23 protein-coding genes and 1 other RNA gene are annotated in these 25,233 nt (G+C 56.3%); 8 read left to right on the top strand and 16 right to left on the bottom strand.

Going from position 1 to position 25,233, the window contains the following annotated elements; genetic code table 11:
• Nucleotides 1–33 precede the first annotated feature (33 nt).
• The gene (gene rlmE / locus HNR64_RS08885; protein WP_204996149.1) at nucleotides 34–657 is read right to left on the bottom strand and encodes a 23S rRNA (uridine(2552)-2'-O)-methyltransferase RlmE; all 624 of its coding nucleotides are present in this window, start codon (nucleotides 655–657) and stop codon (nucleotides 34–36) included.
• A 111-nt stretch (nucleotides 658–768) separates the two neighbouring features.
• On the opposite strand from rlmE, the gene yhbY reads away from it, so the two are divergent.
• The gene (yhbY, locus tag HNR64_RS08880; RefSeq protein WP_204996148.1) at nucleotides 769–1,077 is read left to right on the top strand and encodes a ribosome assembly RNA-binding protein YhbY; all 309 of its coding nucleotides are present in this window, start codon (nucleotides 769–771) and stop codon (nucleotides 1,075–1,077) included.
• Nucleotides 1,078–1,096: 19 nt separating this feature from the next.
• Here the strand turns inward: yhbY and greA are convergent, their stop codons facing one another.
• The 9 genes from greA to grpE form a co-directional block, all read right to left on the bottom strand.
• Nucleotides 1,097–1,582, bottom strand: coding sequence for a transcription elongation factor GreA (greA, locus tag HNR64_RS08875; RefSeq protein ID WP_204996147.1), 486 nt, complete (start codon nucleotides 1,580–1,582; stop codon nucleotides 1,097–1,099).
• Nucleotides 1,579–4,800, bottom strand: a complete 3,222-nt coding sequence (carB, locus tag HNR64_RS08870; RefSeq protein WP_204996146.1) for a carbamoyl-phosphate synthase large subunit — start codon at nucleotides 4,798–4,800, stop codon at nucleotides 1,579–1,581. Before carB ends, greA begins: the two co-directional genes overlap by 4 nt.
• A 72-nt stretch (nucleotides 4,801–4,872) precedes the next feature.
• Complete coding sequence (carA, locus tag HNR64_RS08865) at nucleotides 4,873–6,021, bottom strand: glutamine-hydrolyzing carbamoyl-phosphate synthase small subunit (protein WP_204996145.1); 1,149 nt, start codon at nucleotides 6,019–6,021, stop codon at nucleotides 4,873–4,875.
• A 233-nt stretch (nucleotides 6,022–6,254) separates the two neighbouring features.
• Entirely contained in the window at nucleotides 6,255–6,683 is a 429-nt protein-coding gene (locus HNR64_RS08860) for an acyl-CoA thioesterase (RefSeq protein WP_204996144.1), read from the bottom strand.
• 4 nt (nucleotides 6,684–6,687) lie between these two features.
• Nucleotides 6,688–7,500, bottom strand: coding sequence for a 4-hydroxy-tetrahydrodipicolinate reductase (gene dapB, locus HNR64_RS08855; RefSeq protein WP_204996142.1), 813 nt, complete (start codon nucleotides 7,498–7,500; stop codon nucleotides 6,688–6,690).
• Nucleotides 7,497–8,876, bottom strand: coding sequence for a YhjD/YihY/BrkB family envelope integrity protein (locus tag HNR64_RS08850; RefSeq protein ID WP_204996141.1), 1,380 nt, complete (start codon nucleotides 8,874–8,876; stop codon nucleotides 7,497–7,499). Before HNR64_RS08850 ends, dapB begins: the two co-directional genes overlap by 4 nt.
• Nucleotides 8,877–8,963: 87 nt before the next feature.
• Complete coding sequence (gene dnaJ, locus HNR64_RS08845; RefSeq protein ID WP_027874165.1) at nucleotides 8,964–10,094, bottom strand: molecular chaperone DnaJ; 1,131 nt, start codon at nucleotides 10,092–10,094, stop codon at nucleotides 8,964–8,966.
• A 173-nt stretch (nucleotides 10,095–10,267) separates the two neighbouring features.
• Entirely contained in the window at nucleotides 10,268–12,193 is a 1,926-nt protein-coding gene (gene dnaK, locus HNR64_RS08840; protein WP_204996140.1) for a molecular chaperone DnaK, read from the bottom strand.
• 134 nt (nucleotides 12,194–12,327) lie between these two features.
• A complete protein-coding gene (gene grpE / locus HNR64_RS08835) occupies nucleotides 12,328–12,897 on the bottom strand; it encodes a nucleotide exchange factor GrpE (RefSeq protein WP_286836828.1) in 570 nt (189 codons plus the stop codon).
• Between the two features lie 204 nt (nucleotides 12,898–13,101).
• Here grpE and recN point away from each other — a divergent pair, with 204 nt between their 5' ends.
• Nucleotides 13,102–14,769 carry a DNA repair protein RecN gene (recN, locus tag HNR64_RS08830; RefSeq protein ID WP_204996138.1) on the top strand — a complete coding sequence of 556 codons (1,668 nt, stop codon included), beginning with the start codon at nucleotides 13,102–13,104 and terminating at the stop codon, nucleotides 14,767–14,769.
• Nucleotides 14,770–14,802: 33 nt separating this feature from the next.
• Here recN and fur read toward each other — a convergent pair whose 3' ends face one another.
• A complete protein-coding gene (gene fur / locus HNR64_RS08825; RefSeq protein WP_027874169.1) occupies nucleotides 14,803–15,216 on the bottom strand; it encodes a ferric iron uptake transcriptional regulator in 414 nt (137 codons plus the stop codon).
• Nucleotides 15,217–15,290: 74 nt separating this feature from the next.
• Here fur and HNR64_RS08820 point away from each other — a divergent pair, with 74 nt between their 5' ends.
• Complete coding sequence (locus tag HNR64_RS08820) at nucleotides 15,291–15,674, top strand: outer membrane protein assembly factor BamE (protein WP_239547741.1); 384 nt, start codon at nucleotides 15,291–15,293, stop codon at nucleotides 15,672–15,674.
• A gap of 5 nt (nucleotides 15,675–15,679) precedes the next feature.
• Here HNR64_RS08820 and HNR64_RS08815 read toward each other — a convergent pair whose 3' ends face one another.
• From HNR64_RS08815 to HNR64_RS08805, 3 genes are read right to left on the bottom strand one after another with little or no spacing between them, the layout of a single operon-like run.
• Complete coding sequence (locus HNR64_RS08815; RefSeq protein WP_204996137.1) at nucleotides 15,680–15,991, bottom strand: RnfH family protein; 312 nt, start codon at nucleotides 15,989–15,991, stop codon at nucleotides 15,680–15,682.
• Nucleotides 15,984–16,415 carry a type II toxin-antitoxin system RatA family toxin gene (locus HNR64_RS08810; protein WP_027874171.1) on the bottom strand — a complete coding sequence of 144 codons (432 nt, stop codon included), beginning with the start codon at nucleotides 16,413–16,415 and terminating at the stop codon, nucleotides 15,984–15,986. Before HNR64_RS08810 ends, HNR64_RS08815 begins: the two co-directional genes overlap by 8 nt.
• A 22-nt stretch (nucleotides 16,416–16,437) precedes the next feature.
• A complete protein-coding gene (locus tag HNR64_RS08805; protein WP_204996136.1) occupies nucleotides 16,438–17,808 on the bottom strand; it encodes an SLC5/6 family protein in 1,371 nt (456 codons plus the stop codon).
• An 86-nt stretch (nucleotides 17,809–17,894) separates the two neighbouring features.
• Between HNR64_RS08805 and smpB the strand changes: the two genes are divergently transcribed.
• The 3 genes from smpB to HNR64_RS08790 are packed head-to-tail and all read left to right on the top strand — an operon-like array spanning nucleotide 17,895 to nucleotide 19,542.
• Entirely contained in the window at nucleotides 17,895–18,374 is a 480-nt protein-coding gene (gene smpB, locus HNR64_RS08800; protein ID WP_204996135.1) for an SsrA-binding protein SmpB, read from the top strand.
• 19 nt (nucleotides 18,375–18,393) lie between these two features.
• Nucleotides 18,394–18,891 carry a SixA phosphatase family protein gene (locus tag HNR64_RS08795; protein WP_027874174.1) on the top strand — a complete coding sequence of 166 codons (498 nt, stop codon included), beginning with the start codon at nucleotides 18,394–18,396 and terminating at the stop codon, nucleotides 18,889–18,891.
• Between the two features lie 27 nt (nucleotides 18,892–18,918).
• Nucleotides 18,919–19,542 carry a class I SAM-dependent methyltransferase gene (locus HNR64_RS08790; protein ID WP_036256392.1) on the top strand — a complete coding sequence of 208 codons (624 nt, stop codon included), beginning with the start codon at nucleotides 18,919–18,921 and terminating at the stop codon, nucleotides 19,540–19,542.
• 3 nt (nucleotides 19,543–19,545) lie between these two features.
• Here HNR64_RS08790 and ppk1 read toward each other — a convergent pair whose 3' ends face one another.
• Nucleotides 19,546–21,672, bottom strand: a complete 2,127-nt coding sequence (gene ppk1 / locus HNR64_RS08785; RefSeq protein ID WP_204996134.1) for a polyphosphate kinase 1 — start codon at nucleotides 21,670–21,672, stop codon at nucleotides 19,546–19,548.
• Between the two features lie 141 nt (nucleotides 21,673–21,813).
• On the opposite strand from ppk1, the gene ppx reads away from it, so the two are divergent.
• Together ppx and ssrA are read left to right on the top strand one after the other, a co-directional pair.
• A complete protein-coding gene (gene ppx, locus HNR64_RS08780; protein ID WP_204996133.1) occupies nucleotides 21,814–23,322 on the top strand; it encodes an exopolyphosphatase in 1,509 nt (502 codons plus the stop codon).
• Nucleotides 23,323–23,375: 53 nt separating this feature from the next.
• Nucleotides 23,376–23,733, top strand: a transfer-messenger RNA (tmRNA) gene (ssrA, locus tag HNR64_RS08775).
• A gap of 54 nt (nucleotides 23,734–23,787) precedes the next feature.
• On the opposite strand, the gene nhaD is transcribed toward ssrA, so the two are convergent.
• On the bottom strand, nucleotides 23,788–25,185 hold the full coding sequence (nhaD, locus tag HNR64_RS08770; protein ID WP_204996132.1) for a sodium:proton antiporter NhaD: 1,398 nt from the start codon (nucleotides 25,183–25,185) through the stop codon (nucleotides 23,788–23,790).
• Nucleotides 25,186–25,233 lie beyond the last annotated feature (48 nt).

Here is a 25,233-nt window from a genome sequence, read left to right as displayed (position 1 = left end):
CACGCTCTCTACGAACAAATGGCCGCAGCACCATTAGGCCTTGAGGCCACGCCCCAGCAAATAAACTTCACGCGAGCGCGGCCGCGACGCCGCCGGCTTGCGCGTTATCACCTTGTCAAAGCGGCTGCGCATGTCTCGAAAATACGCCTCGAAGCCTTCGCCCTGGAATATCTTTGTTACGAAATCGCCACCAGGGCGGAGCACATGAGCTGCCATATCAAGGGCCAGCTCACATAAATACATAGAGCGGGGCTGATCCACGTCCTTCACTCCACTCATATTGGGGGCCATATCGGAAATTACAAGGTCGGCCCGCTGATCGCCCAGCGCGGCGAGCAGCTCGTTGAATACCGACTCTTCGGTAAAATCACCCTGAATAAACTCAACGCCAGCCAGTGTATCCATCGGCAGAATATCTGAGGCCAATACACGCCCCCGGTCGCCCACCAGTTCTGCCGCTACCTGGGACCAGCCACCCGGCGCGCAGCCCAGATCAACAACACACATCCCAGGCTTTATCAGACGGTCTTTTTCTTGAATTTCCAGCAACTTATAACAGGCGCGCGAGCGATAGCCCTCCTTTTGGGAGCGCTTCACGTAGTGGTCATCAAAGTGCTCTTTCAGCCACGCACCACTAGAAGAAGATCGTTTTGCCACCGCATTTCCCTTTTTTGTATGTAAACGAGCCGAGCCCCAAAACGGGCGTATCGCTAACAGTATACCTTTCCCGTACAATAACGCTCCCGTAAACCAACAAGCTAGATACCTATGGAAGCACTCACCGCCAGCGACAAAAAACATCTGCGCAGCATTGGCCACAAACTCAACCCTGTTGTGATGATTGGCGACCGAGGCTTGAGTGAAGGTGTGGAGCAGGAACTGGAGCGGGCCCTGGAGGACCACGAACTGATCAAGGTCAAAGTCAATGTTGCCGATCCAGGCGAGCGGCGCGAATTGATCGATCAACTGTGCGAGGGAAGCCGCGCACAGCTAGTACAGGCTATCGGTAAAATAGCGCTGATCTACCGCGCCGCGAAAAAGCCCAACCCGCGCCTGTCAAACTTGCTGCGCGCCTAAATCGGCGCGCTGTGCGGCGCTACTCTGCGAGGTGTTGCACCTGGTCGATTTCGTATTCGATGTCGCCACCGGGGGCAGCAACTACCGCCACATCACCCTCTTCCTTACCGATCAAGGCGCGCGCAATCGGCGACGTGACAGAGATCTTACCCGCCTTCACGTCGGCCTCATCCTCACCAACAATGCGGTAGGTTACTTCTTCGTCGGTATCGCAATTGATCAGCGACACAGTGGTGCCGAAAATCACCTTGCCGGTACAGGGAATTGTGGTGATATCAATCACCCGCACATTGGATAGCTTGCCTTCAATTTCCTGAATACGACCTTCACAAAAACCCTGCTGCTCACGCGCAGCATGGTATTCGGCGTTTTCTTTCAAGTCGCCGTGCTCACGGGCCTCGGCAATCGCCTGAGTAATGCGAGGACGATCAACCGTTTTCAGGCGCTTAAGCTCATCGCGCAACGCCTGTTCACCGGCCACCGTCATCGGGGTTTGCTGACTCATTTTACCAACTCCTCATGCACATCCTGCAGGCGACGCACCGTACGCTCAGCGCCGAATACCAGCGCCTGGCAAATGGCTTCCGCCCCCGCCAGCGTTGTGGTGTAGCTCACCTTATTCTGCAGAGCAGAGCGGCGAATCAGCGATGAATCGGCAATCGCCTGCTTACCTTCAGTGGTATTGATAATCAGATCAATATCGCCATTTTTGACCATATCGACAATATGCGGACGCCCTTCCATCACCTTGTTCACGCGCTGGCAAGCCAGGCCCGCGTCGGCCAGGACTTTGTGCGTTCCGCGAGTCGCGCACAGCTCAAAGCCCAACTCCAGCAACTGCTTCGCTACCGCAACAGCGCCCGCCTTATCTGGGTCACGCACCGAGATAAAGGCACGACCTTCGGTTGGGAAGACCTCGCCAGCACCGCGAGCCGCCTTAGAGAAGGCCTCTGCGAAGCTTTCGCCCAAGCCCATAACCTCGCCCGTCGACTTCATTTCGGGCCCGAGAATCGGGTCGACACCGGGGAATTTATTGAAGGGGAAAACCGCCTCTTTCACCGAGTAGTAATCGGGCACGCGCTCGGCGGTAAAGTTTTGCTCAGCAAGGCTGGTACCCGCCATACAGCGCGCGGCCACCTTGGCCAAAGACAGACCAATACACTTGGAGACGAAGGGCACGGTACGCGAAGCGCGCGGGTTGACCTCGATCACGTAGATCTCGCCATCCTGTACTGCCAGCTGCACGTTCATCAGTCCGACAACGCCAAGCTCCAGGGCCATGCGCTTGACCATTTCGCGCATTTTGTCCTGCGTTTCGGCATCGAGCGAATATGGCGGCAGCGAACACGCCGAGTCACCCGAGTGAACACCCGCCTGCTCGATGTGCTGCATAATGGCGCCAATCACCACCTGCTTGCCGTCTGACACGGCATCGAGGTCGACCTCTACTGCCGCATTAAGGAAGTGGTCCAGCAGTACCGGCGACTCGTTGGACACCTTCACCGCTTCGCGCATGTAGCGCTCCAGTTCTTCCTCTTTGTAAACGATCTCCATGGCGCGACCACCCAATACATACGATGGGCGAACAACCAATGGATAGCCAATTTTCTGCGCAGCGGCCAATGCCGCCTCTTCAGAGCGCACTGTGGTGTTGGGCGGCTGCTTGAGATTCAGGCGCTCAATCATTTGCTGGAAGCGCTCACGGTCTTCAGCGCGGTCAATCGCCTCAGGGCTGGTACCAATAATCGGCACACCGGCAGCTTCGAGGTCGCGGGCCAGCTTAAGTGGCGTCTGCCCACCAAATTGCACGATCACGCCCTTGGGCTTTTCTTTCGCCACAATCTCCAGCACATCTTCAAGCGTTACTGGCTCGAAATACAGGCGGTCGGAAATATCGTAGTCGGTAGAAACCGTCTCGGGGTTACAGTTCACCATAATGGTTTCGTAACCGTCTTCGCGCATGGCTAATGCCGCGTGCACGCAGCAATAGTCAAATTCGATGCCCTGACCGATGCGGTTTGGACCGCCACCGATAACCAGAATTTTTTCGCGCTCGCTTGGCTGGGCTTCGCACTCTTCCTCGTAGGTTGAGTACATATACGCCGTAGACGTAGCGAACTCTGCCGCACAGGTATCCACCCGCTTGTACACCGGCAATACGCCCAATGCGTGACGGCGGGCGCGCAATTGCCGCTCGCTCACTGCCAGCAGCACGGACAAGCGCTGATCGCTGAAACCTTTGCGCTTGAGGCGACGCATAAGCGCTTCGTCAATATCCGACAGCGCCACCTTCTTCAGGGCGTTTTCAGACTTAACAATGTCTTCGATCTGCACCAGGAACCAGGGGTCGATCCACGAGTGCTCGTACACCTCTTCCACCGACATGCCAGCACGGAAAGCATCGGCCACATACCAAATGCGCTCAGGGCCAGGGTTGGTCAGCTCGGCAATCAACACATCGCGAGCATCGTCGCGATCAACATCAATCTTGTGCTCAAAGCCGGCAGAGCCTACTTCCAGACCACGCAGTGCCTTTTGCACGGACTCCTGGAAGGTGCGGCCAATCGCCATCACCTCTCCGACCGACTTCATCTGCGTATGCAGCTTGGTCTGTGCTTCGCCGAACTTTTCAAAGGTAAAGCGCGGAATCTTGGTCACGACATAGTCGATGCTCGGCTCAAATGACGCAGGCGTTGCGCCGCCGGTAATGTCGTTTTGCAGCTCATCGAGGGTGTAACCCACCGCCAACTTGGCAGCGACTTTAGCAATTGGGAAGCCAGTGGCCTTCGAGGCCAATGCCGATGAACGAGACACCCGCGGGTTCATCTCAATCACCACCAGGCGGCCGTCTTTCGGGTTCATACCAAACTGGACGTTCGAACCGCCCGTTTCAACACCAATCTCACGCAGCACCGCGCAAGAGGCATTTCGCATGATTTGATATTCTTTATCCGTCAGCGTTTGCGCGGGGGCAACGGTAATCGAGTCACCGGTGTGCACACCCATCGGGTCGAAGTTTTCGATGGCACAAATGATGATGCAGTTGTCATTGCGATCACGCACCACCTCCATTTCAAACTCTTTCCAGCCGATCAGGCTCTCATCGATCAACAGCTCGTTGGTGGGTGACAAATCCAAGCCGCGGGTACAAATCTCCACGTACTCTTCTTTGTTATAGGCAATACCACCGCCGCTGCCGCCCATTGTGAACGACGGACGAATAATCGCCGGAAAACCGATGGAGTCGAGAACTTGCAGTGCCTCCTCCATGCTGTGTGCAATCGCAGAGCGCGGCGTTTCCAGGCCGATACGCTTCATCGCTTGATCGAACAACTGGCGATCTTCGGCCATGTCGATGGCGTCTTTCTTGGCGCCGATCATCTCTACGCCGTACTTCTCCAGTACGCCTTCGCGATCCAGGTCCAGCGCACAGTTCAACGCTGTCTGCCCACCCATTGTTGGCAGCAGTACATCGGGGCGCTCTTTCTCGATGATTTTTTCAACAGTCTGCCAGGCAATCGGCTCAATGTAGGTGGCATCAGCCATTGCCGGGTCGGTCATGATGGTGGCCGGGTTGGAGTTCACCAGAATAACGCGATAACCCTCTTCGCGCAGCGCCTTACAGGCTTGCGCACCGGAGTAGTCAAACTCACAGGCCTGGCCGATGACAATCGGGCCGGCACCCAGGATCAAAATGGATTCTATGTCGGTTCTTTTGGGCATGTTGTCTCCGCTTTACGCTCAGCGAGAACGGCTACTGCCGCCCCCGGTTGCGCAGGACGCAATCCGATAGTCTCAACCGGCCTTCTTGGCCTGGATTAACTCAATAAAGTGGTCAAACAAGGGCGCAATATCATGCGGCCCCGGGCTAGCTTCTGGGTGTCCCTGAAAGCCAAACGCAGGTTTGTCATTGCGCTCAACCCCCTGCAAGGAGCCATCAAACAGCGACTTGTGGGTCACCGTCATGGTCGCCGGCAAGCTGTCTTCATCAACGGCAAAGCCGTGGTTCTGACTGGTGATGTGTACCACCTTGGTTTTTAAGTCCTGAACCGGATGGTTGGCGCCGTGGTGGCCAAACTTCATCTTCATGGTCTTTGCACCTGATGCCAACGATAACAGCTGGTGCCCCAGGCAAATTCCGAAGACCGGCAAGTCGGCGTCGAGAATGTCTTTGATCGCCGCGATGGCGTAGTCACAGGGCTCTGGATCGCCCGGGCCATTGGACAGGAAGACCCCATCGGGATTCATCGCCAGTACATCAGCTGCTGGCGTGGTTGCAGGCACCACGGTGAGGCGACAGCCGCGGTCGGCCAGCATACGCAAAATGTTGCGCTTTACGCCGAAGTCATAGGCAACAACATGGTGAGGCAAGTCGTCATCGCCCAGGACTTTATGCCCCTCGCCCAGCTGCCATGTGCTTTCGCGCCACTCATAGCGCTCGGCAGTGGTCACTTCTTTCGCCAGATCCATGCCTTTCAGGCCTGCAAAGCCCTTTGCCAATTCCAGTGCTTTGGCTTCATCTTCCGCGCCGAGGTCATCACCGGCCAGCAGACAGCCACCCTGAGCACCCTTGTCGCGCAGAATACGCGTCAGGCGGCGGGTATCTATCTCGGCGATGCCGACTATATTGCGCGCGCGCAGATAGTCAGACAGGCTTTGCTCGCTGCGGAAACTGCTCGCCAACATGGGCAAATCGCGAATAACCAAGCCCGCAGACCAAATTTCTGCAGCTTCTTCGTCTTCTGAGTTAACGCCGGTATTGCCGATATGGGGATAGGTCAGCGTCACGATCTGACGCGCGTAGGAGGGATCGGTGAGAATCTCCTGATAACCCGTCATGGCGGTATTGAACACCACCTCCCCAACCGAGTGCCCGTGCGCACCGATTGCAACACCCCGAAAAATACTGCCGTCTTCTAGGGCGAGTATGGCTGTAACCGTCAAGATAACCTCCTGGATCAGACTTGCGGCCGAGAGTCACCGCCGACAGCCGTCGGAACGATAACCAGGGAACCACAGAGGAAAATACGCGTGCAAAAAAGCGAGATGCGGTGAATCCCCATCTCGCTTTTTTACGGGGTCTCGGGTGATTAAACCCGGCGCCCAAATCTGAAAAGAAATTTTACGCGAAGTTGGCAGCAGAATCCACCGCGACCGACACGCTCACGGTGTAACTATTACCCTTTGAGAGCCGCGACCATCTCCGCGGGCGCATCGACAGCACGCCCCAGCTCGGGAGAAACCACCAGATGGGCCGTTTTCGCCACCGCCACCGCGCGGCCGGAGCTCACATCGCTGACTCGGTAGGCGATATCAAAACCGCAGCGATGAAAGTCGCTGGCGGCAACATCAAAGCGCAATACCTCACCGTAATGCGCCTCGCTTAAGTAGCGCACCGCCATATCTGCATTCACCATACCCAGGCCATCGTCACGGCCACCCTCGCGAACGCCGCGGCTTGCCAGGAAGCGCCCGCGCGCCTCGTTAAGCAAACTCACCAAGGCATCGTTACCCAGGTGATTGCCGGCGTTAATATGGCTGCGCAACAAAGCAATATCGGTGCTGAACGGGAAGGCCTCGGGCACCGCAAACTCTAGCTTTGCCATCGATTTAATCCGCTTTCAGGCCGAGCACATCCTGCATATCGTAGCGGCCGGCGGTCTGCGCCTTCAGCCAAGCCGCCGCCCGCACGGCACCGCGCGCGAATGACATTCTGGAGCTGGCCTTGTGCGTAATTTCAACGCGCTCGCCCTCGGCGCAAAACATCACCGTGTGATCGCCAACAATATCGCCGGCACGCACCGTGGCAAAGCCAATGGTTTCGCGCTCGCGAGCCCCGGTTTGCCCCTCCCGGCCATATACAGCGACCTTATCAAGGTCGCGACCCAGGGCATCAGCAACCACCTGCCCCATGCTCAGCGCGGTACCGGAGGGTGCATCAACTTTGTGGCGGTGATGAGCCTCATACACCTCGATATCAACATCGTCACCCAGCACGCGGGCCGCCATATCCAATAGCTTGAAACAGAGGTTCACCCCGGTACTAAAATTGGAAGCCTGGCACACCGCTATCGGCGCAATAAGGCGCTCTAACTCGGCTTTTTGCCCAGCATCAAAGCCGGTTGTGCCAATCACCATGCCCTTGCCTGCCTTTGCACACACCTCGGCATTAGCCAGGGTAGCCAGTGGCGCGGTGAAGTCGATCAGCACATCAAAATCGTCAACAACTGCAGCAATATCAGCGCCCACCAGCACGCCGCACTTACCCAAGCCCGCCAGCTCACCGGCGTCGGCACCAATCAAGCTGCTTTCCGGGCGCTCCAATGCGGCACTCAGCTCGCAGCCCTCGGCCACGCTTATCGCCTCTATCAAGGTTTTACCCATGCGCCCCGCAGCGCCCGTCACAGCAATTTTTACAGTCATGATTTACCCAGTTGATTACTTGATTCTTCTAACTCTGGCGACGCCTCTGCCAAAGCCATATCTTTTACACTTGTCTCGGCCAGTACCGACGACACCGCATCATCAATATTCTTGCGCACTGCCTCTACCCCGGTAACCGCTCTGCGCGGTCGCGCAGCGGAGACGAAACCCTCGCCCCCCTCATTGCGCACCGCCTCCAGCACTTCTTGCAGGCGCACTTTTTCCAGGGGCGCATTGGGCAGGTAGCGCGGCGGATCATCGCTGTTTTCAGTGATAAGGCCAGCCCGGGTCAATGCGCGAAGCACCCGCGTGACGCCCTGAATCTGCACCCGCAACCGCAGCACATAGTCCGAGGCCGACATCGGCCGACGCCCTTCATAATAGCGCTGCGCCAGCACCGCCATAATATTTAACGCCAAATCTTCCTGCTGGCGAATACTCATATCGCCGCTGCGCTTGGAAGGGACGACATATTCGGGATGTTGCACATAAAAAGCAACACTGCTGCCCACCAGCAGGATCAACCAACTGATGTACATCCACATCATAAACAGGATCAATATCGCAAAGCCGGAGTAGATCGCGTAGGTACCGCTGTCGCTCGCCGACACCACCACGCTACCAAAGCCCCAGCCCAGACTCTGGAACAACACCCCCGACACCAACCCCGCCATCGCGCCCGCGCGGAATGTCACTCGCGTGTTGGGAATAAACATATAAAAGAAGGTAAACGCGGCGATAATCATGATGTACGGCGCCGCCGTGGTGAGCAGTGATACCACGTGGGTCACAAAGGGCAGGTATTCACTCGCCTCCTGCACCGCGCGGCCACTCAATACACTGGCCGACAGACCGATCGCCGAAAATACCAACAAAGGGCCAATCAGCATGACACTGCCATAGTCGGCAAAGCGTCGACCAATACTGCGGTGCTGCTCCAGGCGCCAGATATAGTTAAACGTTCCCTCAATCTTTTGAATCAGCGAGATCGCGGTGTAAAACAGCAGCGCAATACCGAAGGTTCCCAGCACGCCGATCTTCACATTGTCGATAAAGCCAATGATCTTTTGAGTGATCTCCACACCCTGCTCACCCATCGGCGCCAGGAACTGCAGCATGATCGGCTCAAGCTGCTTGTTGTGCATGCCAAAGGCCTTCAACACAGAAAAGCTCACCGCCAGCATCGGCACCAGAGAAAGCAGCGTGGTATACACCAAACTCATCGCCCGCAGCGTGAGCTCGCCTTTGGCCAGGTCATCCAGCACCACATACACGTAGCGCAAGATATGCACGCACCGGCGCCGCCAAGGGCTGTAATTGGCAACCTCCGGCGACCAAAGCGACTCAGCAACAAAGCGATTAAGGGTTTTTTCCATAGTGTGTCGTCCAACCCGGATACCAGGGTCTCAGGATGGAGAAAAATGTGAGGCAAGTCGAGGGGAGGCAACCCTCCCCTCAACTATTTACAGCTTCATGTCGTCAAAGAAGTCTTTAACGCCGTCAAACCAGCTTTTCTTGCGCGGCGACTGCTTGTCATCGCCATCCAGCGTTGACTGAAACTCTTGCAGCAGCTCCTTTTGGCGCTTGCTCAGCGATACCGGCGTTTCAACAACCACCTTACAGATCAAGTCACCAGTGCTGCCACCACGAACCGGCGTAATCCCCTTGCCGCGCAGGCGGAAAGACTTACCCGTTTGCGTCTCGGCGGGAATCTTCAGTTTTACTCGGCCATCAAGGGTGGGCACGTCCAGCTCGCCACCGAGCGCCGCGTCGGCAAAACCAATGGGCACTTCGCAGTGAAGGTGCTTGCCATCGCGCTTGAAAATGGGGTGCGGGCGCACCGACATTTGCACATACAAATCGCCAGCGGGGCCGCCGTCGGGGCTAGCCTCGCCCTCGCCACTCAGGCGAATGCGGTCGCCAGTATCAACGCCGGGCGGCACTTTCACCGACAGCGTCTTGGTTTCCTCTACCCGACCCTGGCCATGGCAGTCATTACACGGGTCGGAAATAATCGTCCCGCTACCCCGGCAATTGGGGCAGGTTTGCTGCACAGCAAAGAAGCCCTGCTGCATGCGCACCTGACCCACGCCATTACAGGTTCCGCAGGTAAGCGGCGTCGAGCCTTTCTTGGCACCGCTACCGTCACAGGTTTTACACGACACCAGAGTCGGAATACGGATTTTCGCCGTTGTTCCGCGCACCGCTTGCTCAAGATCGATCTCAAGCGTGTAGCGCAGATCCGCGCCGCGCTGCGGGCCACGCTGACGCCCCCCGCCACCGCCGCCAAAGATATCGCCAAAAACATCGCCAAAGATGTCGCTGAAGCCAGCGCCACCTGCGCCGCCACCGAAACCTCCGGCACCGCCACCTACCGCGTCGTGACCAAAGCGGTCATACGCTGAGCGTTTCTCAGAATCCGACAGCACCTCGTAGGCCTCTGTCGCCTCTTTGAAAATATCTTCCGCCTTGGGGTCATCCGGGTTGCGGTCCGGGTGATTCTTCATGGCGATACGGCGATAGGCTTTTTTAATTTCCTTCTCGTCCGAATCTCGGGACACGCCCAGTATTTCGTAGTAATCGCGTTTTGACATCGTCTCGCTTCACGCTGTGTTGGGCGCAGACAAACCCCGCAAGCCCAGTAAAAATTCAATCTCTCATCACACGCGAAACGGGAGCGGGCCAAACGCCCTGCAAAACCCTAAGGTTTTAGCGCCTCCCTTCTCCCGTTCACGCCAGCAACGCGGGGCAGAGCCCCGCCCGCCGCTTACTTCTTGTCGTCGTCTTTGACTTCTTCAAACTCCGCATCGACAACGTCGTCGCCGGCCGCTGAGGCTTCAGGCTGCTCACCGCCCGCCGCTTCCGCTTCTGCCGCTTGCTCGGCGTACATCTTTTGCGCCAGGCCAGCAGAGGCTTCGCTAAGCTCTTTGGCAGCCGCTTCGATAGCCTCGACGTCGTCGCCTTTAACGGCCTCGTCAACCTTCACCAGCGCTGCTTCAATGGCTGACTTCTCTTCGTCACTCGCCTTATCGCCAGCTTCTTCCAGCGTTTTGCGAGTCGCGTTAGCCAGACCTTCGGCGTTGTTGCGCGCAGTGACCAGCGCCTCAAATTTCTTATCAGCTTCGGCATTCGCCTCGGCATCGCGCACCATTTGCTCGATCTCGTCCTCGTTCAGGCCGCTGGAAGCAGTGATGCGAATAGACTGCTCCTTGCCAGTTGCCTTGTCTTTGGCCGATACATGCAAAATACCGTTGGCATCGATGTCGAAGGTCACTTCGATCTGCGGCAGGCCGCGCGGTGCCGGCGGAATGTCTGCAAGGTCGAAACGGCCGAGTGACTTGTTCGCCGACGCCTGCTTACGCTCACCCTGAACCACGTGAATGGTTACAGCAGTCTGGTTGTCTTCCGCGGTCGAGAACACCTGCGACTTCTTCGTTGGGATAGTCGTGTTCTTCTCGATCAGCGGTGTTGCCACACCACCCATGGTTTCAATACCCAGGCTCAGCGGGGTGACGTCGAGCAGCAGTACATCTTTTACATCACCCGACAGTACCGCACCTTGCAGGGCAGCACCCATCGCAACGGCCTCATCCGGGTTCACGTCACGACGCGGCTCTTTGCCGAAGAATTCAGTCACTTTAGACTGCACCAGCGGCATACGCGTCTGACCACCAACCAGAATCACTTCGTCAACCTCAGAGGCAGACAAACCGGCATCTTGCAGCGCCGTTTTCATTGGCTCCAGCGAACGCTTCACCAAATCCTCAACCAGCGACTCCAACTTGGCACGGCTCAATTTAACAACCAAGTGCTTAGGACCGGTGGCATCTGCCGTGATGTAAGGCAGATTAACCTCGGTTTGCTGACTGGATGACAATTCGATCTTCGCTTTTTCAGCCGCTTCTTTCAGGCGCTGAACTGCCAGCGAGTCACCTTTCAGGTCAATACCGTTTTCTTTCTTGAACTCTTCCGCCAGGTAATCAATCAGGCGCAGGTCAAAATCCTCACCACCCAGGAAGGTGTCACCGTTGGTCGCCAGCACTTCGAATTGATGCTCGCCATCCACCTCGGCAATTTCGATGATCGAGATATCGAAGGTACCACCACCTAGGTCGTACACGGCTACGGTGCGATCGCCCTTGGCCTTGTCCATACCGTAGGCCAGTGCAGCCGCCGTCGGCTCGTTGATAATCCGCTTCACTTCCAGACCAGCGATACGGCCGGCATCTTTAGTCGCCTGACGCTGAGAGTCGTTGAAGTAAGCAGGAACCGTGATAACCGCCTCGGTGATTTTTTCACCCAGGTAGTCTTCAGCGGTTTTCTTCATTTTCTTCAGTACTTCCGCAGAGATCTGCGGGGGTGCCAGCTTTTCACCCTTTACTTCAACCCAGGCATCGCCGTTGTCGGCTTTGCTGATGGTGTAAGGCACCATCTTGATGTCTTTTTGAACAACATCGTCCTCAAAGCGGCGACCGATCAGGCGCTTAACCGCATACAGGGTGTTGTCCGGGTTCGTCACCGCCTGACGTTTGGCGCTCTGACCAACCAGAATTTCATTGTCGTCAGTGTAAGCAACAATAGAAGGCGTGGTGCGACCACCCTCGGCATTCTCAATAACCTTTACCTTGTCGCCATCCATTACCGCCACACAGGAGTTGGTGGTGCCAAGGTCGATACCAATAATTTTACCCATAACTTTTCTCCGCATTCGCTGTTTACTGCGCGAGGCACCCAGGCCCCGTTAAACTCTGTTCTTGCTGTAGATATTGGTCCGTTTTTCTCAATTTCAAGCCGGCCATCAACATCTCAGGTGTGAATATTTGGCAGTTACTCCGCCTTCGCGACCACAACCATCGCCGCACGCAGCAGGCGCCCGTTCAGGGTGTAGCCCTTTTGCATCACATCAATCACCGAGTTCGGCTCCGCACTCGGGTTAGGCACCATCGCCATCGCCTCGTGGAATTCCGGGTCAAATGGCTGACCGGTTGGATCGATCTGTTCAACATTGTGGCGCGCCAGCGCATCCAGCAATGATTTGCGCGTCAACTCCACACCTTCAAGAATCGGCTTCAGCGCCTCGTCTTCGGTATCGGCAGCCGCAAGCGCGCGATCCAGATTGTCCGCCACGCTCAACATATCCCCGGCGAACTTCTCCAGCGCAAACTTGCGCGCGTTCTCGGCGTCTTTCTCGGCGCGGCGACGCACGTTCTGCGCCTCTGCTACAGCGCGCAACGCCTGCTCTTTGGCATTGGCCGCCTCTTCACGCGCGGCGTCCAGCTGCGCCTGAAGATCATCTCCCGCATCGGCGCCCTGCTCTTCAGCAACCTGCTCAACCGATTCTGCCTGCTCCGCTGCCAGCTCTTCAGCCGCGGCTGTTTTATCTTGTTCCTCTGCCACCTTAGCAGCCTCCTTCATTTCGCCGGACGGCCCAGCCGCCCAATAACTTCCGCACCCCGAGGGTGAGCTTCCCCGTGTATGGGGGCTCTGCCTGTTTTTTCAAGGCCGCCGGTATTTTTAATTCCCGGAACGCAACCAGGGCTTGAGCGGGCACAGCCAACTACTGTATAAATAACCATACATCTTCATTTTGGAGCCGCCACCATGCTGGTTCATTTAAGCGTCAGCAATTTCGCCATCACCCAAGCCCTGGAAATCGAGCTACAGCCGGGAATGACGGTATTAACAGGCGAGACCGGCGCCGGCAAATCGATTATGCTCGACGCACTCGGCCTGACACTGGGCGACCGCGCAGACAGCGGCGTCGTGCGGGCGGGCGCCGAGCGCGCCGACATCCACGCCGAATTCGATATCAGCGATATTCCCCTGGCCCGCCAATGGCTGCAGGAGCGAGAACTGCTAGCGGGCAACGAATGCCGACTGCGACGAGTAATCACCAAAGAGGGTCGGTCGCGCGCCTATATCAACGGCCAGCCCGCCACCGTAAACGACACCAAAGAGCTCGGCGGCCTGCTTATTGATATTCACAGCCAGCACGCCCATCAGTCCCTGCTTAAAAAGCCCTATCAACGACAGCTGCTCGACGCCTTTGCCGGCGCCAGCGAACTGTGCAGTTCACTCGGGGAAGACTGCCTGCGCTATCAGCGCATTAGCAAGCGCCTCAACGAACTCGAAAGCCACCTCGATGAGCAAAACGCCCAGGAACAACTGCTGCGCTACCAACTCGACGAACTAGAGCGCCTCGATATTCAGCCCGGCGAAATTGAAGAACTGGAGATCCAACAAAAGCAGCTCGCCAATGCCGAGCAAATTCTGGCCGCCAACCACCACAGCCTGGCACTGTGCCGCGAAGGCGAAGTCAACGCGATGGGTATTTTGCATCAAGCGCTCTCGTCACTGAGCGGCTGCCAGCACGGCCACCCAGCGCAAGAAGCCGCCATCAGTCTGATTGAGAGCGCGCGCATTCAGATCGAAGAGGCCGCCAGCGAACTGCAGCGCGTCACCGACGAAACGGAACTGGACCCCCAGCGCCTGCAAGACGTTGAACAACGGCTTGACGCCATCTACCAAACCGCGCGCAAACACAAGATTCAACCCGAAGAACTTCCCGAGCTGCAACAATCGCTGCAACACCAGCTCGAGCAGCTCGACGCAACCGATGAAAAGCTCGATGCCATGCGCCAGGAGCAACAGCAGGCGCTCAGCAACTACCAGAGCAAAGCCAAGAAGCTGAGCAAGCTGCGCAGCGCCGCCGCGTTAAAAATGAAAAAACGCATTGAGGGCAAACTGGGCGAACTGGCAATGAAACACTGCGAAGTGGAGTTTGCCATTATTCCTCTTGCTGACGATGAGCCGCACAGCCACGGCGCCGAAGACATCGAAATTCGCATTCGCAGCAACCCCAACGCCGCGATGGGCCCGCTGCATAAAATTGCCTCGGGCGGCGAATTGTCGCGTATCAGCCTGGCCATACAAGTCGTCACCGCTCAGGTTGCCGCCGTCCCGACAATCGTCTTCGACGAGGTGGACGTGGGCATTGGCGGGGCGACCGCAGAAATTGTCGGCCAGCTACTCAACGACCTGGGCAAACGCAGCCAAGTGCTGTGCGTCACCCACCAGGCACAGGTGGCCAGCCAGGGCGACCACCATATTCGCGTTAAGAAAACCGGCAACAAGACGGCCTTGCGAACCGAGCTGGAGCCGCTGGCAGAAGATCAAAAAATCGAGGAAATTGCCCGAATGCTGGGCGGGATAGCGATAACCGAGAACACCTTGGCACACGCCAGAGAAATGCTCGGCATACGCCACTGAACGCGGGCGGCAGCGCCGCCCGCAAGATAAGCGTTACTTCTTGGGACGAACGTATAACACCAAGCTGTGATCGACGAGTTCAAAGCCGCGCTCTTCCACCAGTTTATGTTGGCGCTCCTCGATCACGTCATCGTAAAACTCAATTACCTCACCACTCTCCATACACACGATATGGTCGTGGTGCTCGCCCTTGGCCAATTCGAAAACGGAATGCCCGGCCTCAAAGTTGTGGCGCACCACCAAGCCGGCGGCCTCAAACTGAGTGAGAACACGGTAAACGGTCGCCAGGCCCACATCTTCACCAGACTCCATCAGCGAACGGTAGACATCTTCCGCACTGAAGTGCTGATTTTCAGCTTCGGCCTGCTCAAGCAGTTGTAGAATTTTTACCCGAGGTAGGGTGACTTTAAGCCCAGCTTTGCGGAGCTCTTGATTTTCGCTTGACATAAACCACTGACCTTAGCGTTGTGTTTAGGTTTGCGCTATTATCCCTGCCTCTGCGAGTGATTGGAACCCTGACTATGTTTTTGCGTATTGCTACCGCCAGCCTGGTAATTTTGCTTGGCGCCTGCAGCTCTCTGGAGTTTCCCGGCGTTTACCGCCTGCCCATCGATCAGGGCAACATCATCACCCAGGAAATGGTAGATCAGCTTGAAATCGGCATGAGCCGCAGCCAGGTTGAATACGTTATGGGCACGCCGCTGATTCGCGACAGCTTCAGCCCCGACCGCTGGGATTATGTGTACACGTTGAATAAAGAAGGCAAGCCCGCCGAGCGCCACCAGCTCAGCGCGTACTTCCAAGGCGACAAACTGGTGCGCATTGTTACCGACGTTAAACCCTCAGCCGAGGGGAAAATTAGCAGCAGCAGCGCCGAGGCCGACGCCCAAGCCGCTAGCGAATAAGCAGGTCAAGCCTGCTTGCGAGCCTTGGCTTTAGCCGCCCGCTGTTTGCGAACCTCTTTCGGGTCGGCGATCAGCGGCCGGTAGATCTCCACGCGCTCGCCGTCGTTGAGCGCCTGCGCATCAGGCTTGCTCACCACCTTGCCAAAAATCCCCACATCCGCACTGGACAAATCCAGCTCGGGAAACTGGCTGTCCAGCCCCGACTGCATTACCGCATCGCGAACTGTCGACCCAGCGGGCAACTCTAACGCCACAATGCGCTGCTTATCCGCGAGTGCATAGGCGACTTCAACATGTACTGTTTGATTGTTATCCATATTGCTCTTTCGCACGTTTAACCAGGGCATCGACCAAATTATTGGCCACAGAATTAAATAATTGACGCGTCGCCGCACCCGCCAGCGCATTGCTCAACGCAAATCGCAGATGCAGGCTCACCTTGCAGGCTTTGTCACCCAGCGCCAATAGCTCCCATTCGCCGCGCAGCTTTTCAAAGGGGCCGTCGAGCAGCTCCAGCACAATGCGGCGCGGCGGCGTAAGCTGATTTCGCGTGCTAAAGCTCATTTTGATCCCCGCTCGCGACAAATCCAGCCTCGCCTCCATCATCGACTCATCCGCCAGCAGCACCTCAGCGCCAACGCAGCCATCCATATACTGCGGATAAGCTTCAACATCGTTAATAAGCTGATATATCAATTCTGCTGAGTATGGCAATAGCGCGCTGCGGCGAATATCGTTCATGCGGAGGGCTTCCGGTACTGGGTTATAGCTGTAAGCGCTGATACAAGCCTATTGAAAGCAGGCAAAGCAGCGCTGGCGGCGCAATATACCGCAACATACGCAACCAAAGCCAAAAAAAGCCCTGCTCCAGCCAGTGATCCCGGCCACCGTACACATTCTTGGGTACCCGCCACGCCGCAAATAGCACAAAACACAGCGCGCACATCGGCAGCAGAATATTCGCGACCGCGATATCCAGCCACTCCATTGCCGTTCGCGAGAACCACTGCAGCGGTGACGCCACCTGCAGCGATGCCAGGGAAACCTCACCCACCGCGAACACCGACAAACCCACCGCAACCGCCGCCACCCAGCGCGGCAACGCCCAGCGCTCAACCAAATAGGCCACCACGGGCTCAAATAGCGCGACAACCGTCGTCAGCACCAAAATGCTCAACAACACATACAAGCCGGTACCGGCAATATCACCAAAGGCCAAGTTGCCAAAGCTGTAAGGCAGGCTAATAAAGAGCAGCGCCGGCCCCTGGCCCGCCACAATATGCTGGTCACTGACCAGGGCGATTAAGATCAACCCGCCGAGCAGCATCGCCAAGGTGTCGATAACAGCCAAGGCCAACAACTGGCGGGTAATGGAGCGCCCGGACGGGAAATACGCCCCATAAGCCATGAGTGCCGCCGTGCCTAAACCGAGGGCATAAAATGCCTGCTGCAGCGCAGACAGCAGCGCCTGCCAGGAAAAGTCTCCCGGGCGGAAATCAAACAACGCGCGCCACGCTGCGCCGTAATCACCCAGCTCATAACTGAAGTACAGCAAGCTGAGCATGACCAGCAACAGCACCGGCAACAGAATGCGCAACACCATGGCCATGCCACGGTTTACGCTGATCGACGACAGCAATACCGCCAGCACCACAAAAAAGCCGTGCGCGCCGCGCGTTTCCTCAGGGCTGGTCAGCAGCCGCTGGAATTCGCCAGCAATGGTATCGAGGCTCGCCGCCTCCATTACCCCCGACGACATTTTCATTATGTAGGTCAGCAGCCAGCTGGCAACAACCCCCAGGTTTGCCGCCAGCAACAGCGCCGTTAGTGCCGCCAGCTGGGTAACCAGCGACCAGTGGCGAAACGCGCCGGAGAAATGGGCGATTTGGTCCACCGCGTGAATGGGATTGGCGCGGGCGCGCACGGCGATACGCACTTCAGCGATAGCCACCGGCAACACCACCAGCAACAAGAAGACGAGGTAAGCCACTAGGTATACCGCGCCACCATTAGCGGCGAGCTGTTGGGGAGCCTTCCAAAAGTTACCCAAACTCACAACAAGGCCGGTCGCCGCCGCTAGAAATGTCCAGCGACTTGACCAGATACCCTGAACTTTATTCTTCTTGAGGGCCATAAACCGCCGGCGAAAGTCATCAAAGCAGCGCTATTTTTACCTGAGCGCCATAGGTTTTGCCAGCGAGTCACTCTATAATCGCCGCCATGAGCAAAAAGAAACCCAAGAACACCAGCAGCACAATCGCCCTGAATAAGAAGGCGAAGCACGACTACCACCTCACAGAAAAATTTGAGGCGGGCTTGTCGCTGCAAGGCTGGGAAGTGAAAAGTCTGCGCCAGGGCAAGGTGCAGATCACCGACACCTATGTGCTGCTAAAAGACGGTGAAGCGTTTCTGCTCGGCGGCAATATCACCCCACTACTCAGTGCCTCCACTCATTTTGTGACCGACCCCGGCCGCACCCGCAAGCTATTGCTTCACAGCAGAGAACTGCGCAGACTGGAGGAAGCGACCCAGCAAAAGGGCTACACCTGTGTGTGTACCGCCCTGTACTGGAAAAAGCATTTGATAAAGGCGGAGATCGCCCTGGCCAAGGGTAAGAAAGATCACGACAAGCGCGAAACTGAAAAGAATCGCGACTGGGACCGCCAGAAACAGCGCATACTGCGCCAACACAATTCGTGAGTGACACACGCCCGAGCCGATGAAAACTCTCTACTTGTTAAGGCATGCCAAATCCAGCTGGGATGACGACCAGCTCAACGATGCCGAACGCCCGCTGACCCGCCGCGGGAAACGAGACTGCGGCTTGGTCGCTCACCAATTAGAGCGCAACCATAAAAAGTTCCCGCAGGTATTTTGCAGCTCTGCCAATCGCTGCCAGGAAACCCTTCAGCGCTTCCGCACCGAATCGGATGTTTTCGACCACGCCGAGATACATACCACTGAAGACCTCTACACCTTCGACATGCAGCAGCTGCTCACCTGGCTCAAAGAGCTGGGCAACCAGTACGACAACGCCCTGATTATCGGCCACAACCCAGCGCTGCTCGACTTAGTGAATTACCTCTACGACGGCGAACTGGATCAGCTCGGCACCTGCACCTTTGTCGAGCTGGAAATCAACGTTGAGTACTGGGACCAACTGCGCCCCGACAGCGCCAAGCTGCAAGACCTAATACGCCCCAAACAGCTGCGCTAAGCCGCTGCACCAGGAAGCCATTGCCGCATGAGCGAGCCAGAAGTTCTCAAGAATATTCGCATCGTTCACGATGTTCTCATCCTCAAGAAAAGCCACAAGCTTATTCGCCGTATGCAGCGCGCATTGGCCCAGCCAGAGATTCACGGCTACCAGGTGTGGGGCTCATCGTTTTTGATCATGGACTACCTGCTGCAACACCCTCCCCGCCGCGGCAGTAAAGTGATGGAAATCGGCTGCGGCTGGGGAATACTGGGAATTTTCTGCGCGCAGCAGTTCAAGTCTAAAGTGACCGCCATCGACGCCGACGAGCACGTCTTCCCCTACCTGGACGCCCACGCCCTGCTCAATGATGTCAGCATCACCCAGCGCGTAGCTCGCTATGAAGAACTCACCGCCAACGATATGAAGGGCCAAAAAATGGTGTTAGGCGGCGATATTTGCTTTTGGCCGAAGCTGGTACAGCCGCTTTTCAATGCCATTGAAACGGCTCTCGCAGCTGGCGTGAAAACTATTATCATCGCCGACCCCGGCAGGCCACCTTTCCACAAGCTCGCACGCAAATGCGAAAAGGCATTTGGCGCCGAACTGATCGACTGGGAAGTGAGCCACCCCAAAAAGCAGAGTGGCGAATTGCTTATTATTAAAGCCTGAGGCTTAGCCGCGCTTCTTCTTGGTTTTTTTGCTCTTATTGCGCGCCTTATAGTCCAGCTTGGCCAGACGCGGTAACTTGCCCGATTCCAGATAGCTATGAATCTGCAACTGAGAGCGCACCTTCGGCGCACTCTTCTTGCGCGGGCGAAAGGCGTTAGTCTGGCTGGGATCAATCAGCCTCGCCTTTACATTATCCGCCCACTGAATATCGATAATGCTCTGAATGCGCTGCTGAAGCTCGGGGCTGTATATCGGGCAAGTGACCTCAACGCGGAAGTCGATATTGCGCGTCATTAAGTCCGCCGATGAAATAAAGTAACGAGGCTTGCCGCTATTGCGGAATATATACACCCGAGGGTGCTCCAAAAAGCCATCGACAATACTGATGGCTTCTATATTTTCACTCAAGCCCTTCACGCCCGGCACCAAGGAGCACATACCCCGCACAATCAGGCGTATCGGCACACCGGCCTGGCTCGCCTCATACAGCTTGTCGACCAGCTCCCGATCAACCAGATTATTGCACTTAAGCGTTATGCCGCACTCGTCGCCGCGCTTGGCCGCATCGATCTCTGCCTGAACATTTTCAATCACCCTATCACGGCTATTCAGCGGCGAAACTGCAAGGTGCTGGAAGTTGTGCCGTTTGTAGGTGTAGGCAATAAAATCAAAGACCTTCGCCACCTCATCACCAATGGCTTGGTCGTAGGTAAGCAGGCTGAAGTCGGTATATACCTCGGCGGTCTTCTCGTTGAAGTTACCGGTTCCCACGTGGCTGTAGTATTTCTGAACGCTGCCTTCCTGGCGGCTAATAGAGATCAACTTGCTGTGCACCTTCAAGCCCGGCACACCCAAAATGACGTTAACACCACCATCGGTCAGGCGCTGCGACAGGGCAATATTCGCCTCTTCATCAAAACGCGCCTGCAATTCAACCACCACCGTAACTTCCTTGTGGTTGGCCACCGCATTGAGCAGCGCGTCCACAACATGTGAGTTGGAGGCAACCCGGTACAAACTGATGCGAATAGACTTAACCGCTGGGTCGATGGCGGCGGTTTTCAGCAAATCGGTCAGGTAGTCAAAGCTGTGATACGGATAGAACAGCAGAAGATCGCGTTCGCGCATGCAGCTGAGAATATTGTCCGCCGCATCAATCTCGGGCACGCGAATTTTCGGCAGCGACTTGCTGTCGAGGTAGGCCGGCCCCAGATTGGGAAAGCGCATAAAATCTTTGGAGTTGTGGTACCGCCCGCCGGGAATCATGGAGTCCAAACGACCCAGCCCCAGGCGGCGCACAAGATACTCCAACAAGTCATTAGGCATTTGCGCATCGTAAACAAAACGCACCGGATCACCTTTGCGACGACGCTTCAAACTTTGCGTCATTTTTTCCACAAAGGTTTGCGTCACTTCCTCACCAAGCTCCAGCTCCGCATCGCGCGTTAGCTTAATGGTATAGGCCTCTGCCGAGTCCAGCGGGAACACGCCACGAAAAACCTGCGGCAGGCACACGCGAATCATATTCTCCAGGGCAATTAGCACCTTGCCTTTTTTACCGTTGCGCCCGGGAATACGCACAAAGCGCTCGATCCGCGTGGTGGGCACTTCAAGCAAGGCAAAGCGCGTCTGCCCCTGATAGCTCAGCTTAATCGCCAAATAGATCGACGCGTCATTCAACTCCGGCATTGGGTTGGCTTCGTCCAAAACGATCGGCACCAACTCTTGCTGAATGTGGGCATGGAAATAATTGCGCACATACTCAATCTGAGAATCGTCGAGCTGCTTCTCGTTGATAACGTAAATCTTGCGGCGGCGCAGCTCTTTAAGGTTGGCGTTGTAGGTCGACTCAAAGCGATGTTGCAGCTTCAACACCTTCTGGCGAATCTCTTCCAACAATTGCTTGTATTCTTCTTGTTTAGAGGGCGTGGAGAACGCGGCCAGACGACGCACATCGGCGACACGAACACGAAAGAACTCATCCAGGTTGTTGGAAAAAATACCGAGGTAGCGAATGCGCTGAATAATCGGCACTGACGGATCGGCCGCTTCCTGCAACACGCGATCATTAAACGACAGCCAGCTCAGCTCCTTGGCTATCCACGCTTTATCGGTGTTCGACTCCGCCATATCAGCAACCCTTACCCTTCAATAAAACACAACGTCGCGCGCGAGCTTAGTTGTTATACATGTCAGCAGTATTACAGTGTACGACGGTCGCAATTACCCTGCACAGGCCTTACACTCAGCCTTCGCATTGGGAATTAATACATGGCACAAAACTCCGATTCTTACGCTGCGCTGGACCTCGGCTCAAACAGCTTTCACCTTCTGATTGCCAGTTTTCAAGACGACAAACTTCGCATTATCGACCGCCACAAAGATATGGTGCGCCTCGCCGCGGGTCTAAACGACGACGGCGTACTGAGCGAAGACGCCCAACAGCGCGCCCTCGACAGCCTGGCCAAAGTCGCCAACCGCCTTCGCGGCGTGCCGCGCAGCCAAGTGAGAATAGTCGGCACCAATACCCTACGCGCCGCCAGCAACGCCGGCGACTTTATGCAGCGTGCCGAAGCCATACTCGGCCTGCCCATCAACATTATCTCGGGTACAGAAGAAGCCCGGCTGGTCTATCTTGGCGTGGCCAATGACCTCGCGGTAGAAAAGCAAAAACGCCTGGTTATCGATATTGGCGGTGGCTCCACCGAGCTTGTTGCCGGCAAGCAAAACCCCAAGCTGCTGGAAAGCCTGCCGATGGGCTGCGTGAGCTACAGCATGCGCTTTTTCAACAACGGCGACATTAGCGAGAAGGCCTTTAAGCGCGCCGTCAACGCCGCCCGCCAGCTCATCTCCCCCTATGTAGAACAGTACAAAGACCAATGGCAGGAAGTGGTCGGCTCCTCCGGCACCATACGCGCCATCAGTAAAATTGCCGCCGAAATGGCGCTGTGCGACACCGGACAAATTACCCGCGACGCCATGCAAGCCATCAAACAACAGCTACTAAAAGCCCGCCACACCAGCGAACTGCAACTGCCCGGACTCAGCGACGACCGCCGCGACGTTATCCCCGGCGGCTTTGCCGTGCTCTATGCCCTGTTCAAAGAAATGGACATACCCGAGCTGCATATCTCCAGCTACGCCGTGCGCGAAGGCATTATTTACGACCTGGCTGGCCGCCTACACCACAAAGACCGCCGCGACGAAACCATTCGCCAACTCATCGAGCAGTACCACATCGACCCCCTCCAGGGTGACCGCGTCGCCCAACTGTGCAAACGCTGGCTACCCGCGCTGGAGCCACGCATGAACAGCGACTACCAGGAGGCGGAAAAACTACTGGTCTGGGCTGCGCAATTGCATGAACTCGGGCTGGCCATTGCCCACGGCGGCTATCACAAGCACGGCGCCTACATACTGAAGAATGCCGACTTGTCGGGCTTTTCCAGACAAGAACAAGCGCGGCTCAGCATGCTGGTGCTCAACCACCGCCGCAAACCCAAAAGTCTGGGGATTGCCGAATACGGCGTCACGCCCGACTGGGTAATGATCAGCCTACTGCGCCTGGCCTGCCTGTTTTACCGACGACGCCAGGCCTTCGAACTCACCCACGACATCACCCTGCAGAGCCCCGAAACCGACCTTATCGAGCTAAACGTGCCCCAAAGCTGGCTGGACGCCAACCCACTCACCGCCGCCGACCTCTGCGACGAAGCCGAGCTGCTTGCCAAAAGCGTGAACATCCAACTAAAAATTCAGCCCCAAGACCCCAAGCAATGAACTTTGCTAGTGCCGCTGTAGTCGAAGTGGTACGATACGCTATTGCAGATTTCGGGGCCGATTTGGATTCGACGCCGGTTACAAAACTCTGTGGTGCATGCCGTGAGGACAGCGAATCACGTAAATCCAAAGCTGTTAACTTATAGTTGCCAACGACGACAACTACGCTCTAGCGGCCTAAACCCCGTTAGCGGTTGCTACCGGATGCTTGTAAACGGGACGCAACCGTCAGATAGAACAAGCTAGCTGTGACGTTTGTCTGAGACCGATCAGCGAAACCTTTAATCAGAATCGCCAACTACGTCCTGACCGTTGGGCTGTAAGCGGCTAAATCAATAAACGGAAGCTAAGCATGTAGAGCCCCGAGCGGCGGACTGGCGGACGGGGGTTCAATTCCCCCCGGCTCCACCAACTAAAAAGGCCAACCCATCTGGGTTGGCCTTTTTGTTTTAGCACCCGCTCAACTTAACCATTCATTAGCAAGTGAACCCAAATACTGGCGCCGTAGCCCAGCGCAATGACTGGCGTCCATTTCAGGTGGCTGAAGAAGGTGTATTGGCCTCTTGCCTGGCCCATTAGGGCAACGCCAGCGGCCGAGCCGATAGAGAGCAAGCTACCACCGACCCCAGCGGTTAGGGTAACCAGCAGCCACTGCGAGTGCGGCATATCGGGGCTCATGGTGAGTACGGCGAACATAACCGGGATGTTGTCGACGATGGCCGACATGATACCCACCATAATATTGGCGCCGGTATTGCCCAAGCCGCCGTATACGAGGTCAGACGCGACGCTGAGGTAGCCGATAAAGCCCAAGCCGCCCACGGCCAGAATAACGCCGTAGAAGAAGAACAGGGTGTCCCATTCGGCGTGAGCGATTTTGGCAAACACGTCGAAGTTGTAGGGGTCGTCGGATGAGCCCGGCGGGTTCTCTGTTCCCTGGTTCCAGTTTTTGGATTTTTGGCGAAGGTAATAACCGTAGAACTTGAGGTAGGCCAGGCCGGTCATCATGCCGAATACCGGGGGGATGTGCAGGAAGTTGTGGAAACTGATAGCAGTAACGATAGTCAGCAGGAACAGACCAACAATCACCAAACCGCCATATTTCATTTGCACCTGGCTGCCGCCCGATGCCGGGGGCGTGCCACTGGGCAGGGCAAATTGCATGATGACGGCAGGCAACAGGAAGTTCACTGCACTGGGGACAAACAGCACAAAGAATTCTTTAAATTCAATAACGCCTTTTTGCCATACCATCAGTGTGGTGATGTCGCCAAAGGGGCTGAACGCGCCGCCCGCATTGGCGCCCACCACAATGTTAATACAGGCAATGGCCACGAACTTGGGCTGGCCAACGCCTACCGCCAACACCACCGCACACATAATTAATGCCGTGGTGAGGTTGTCGGCAATGGGCGAAATAAAGAAGGCCAGAATACCCGTTAGCCAAAACAGCGCGCGGTAACTAAAGCCCCGCGCCACCAGCCAGTTGCGCAGCGCCTCAAATACGCCGCGCTCCAGCATGGCGTTTATGTAGGTCATTGCTACCAGCAGAAAGAAGAATAGCTCGGCGTATTCCAGGAAGTTGTGGCGAATTGCCACCTCCACTTCGTGGGGCCGCCCGTTGCCGTTGTAAACCACGGCAATCAGCATCCAAATAATACCTGCAGCAAGCAGCACGGGTTTGGATTTGCGCAGATGTATTTGCTCTTCCAGGATCACCAGCACATACGCGGCGACAAATACTGCAATGGCAACAAAGCCGACCCAGTGCTGGGTAAGGTCCATTGCGGTGGCGTGCGCCTCTGACGCCTGCGCCGCAATAGCCGTTAGCCAGGCAATAGCAAACACTATTCCTCGTTTCATTAAGGTTCTCCCATATGGTGTAAAAATTCTGCTTGGAACGGGCCGTCG

Source organism: Spongiibacter marinus (assembly GCF_016906995.1).
Taxonomy (GTDB): domain Bacteria; phylum Pseudomonadota; class Gammaproteobacteria; order Pseudomonadales; family Spongiibacteraceae; genus Spongiibacter; species Spongiibacter marinus.
The sequence above is the reverse complement of the archived record's forward strand: the minus strand, read 5'-3'. Positions and strand labels throughout refer to the sequence as shown.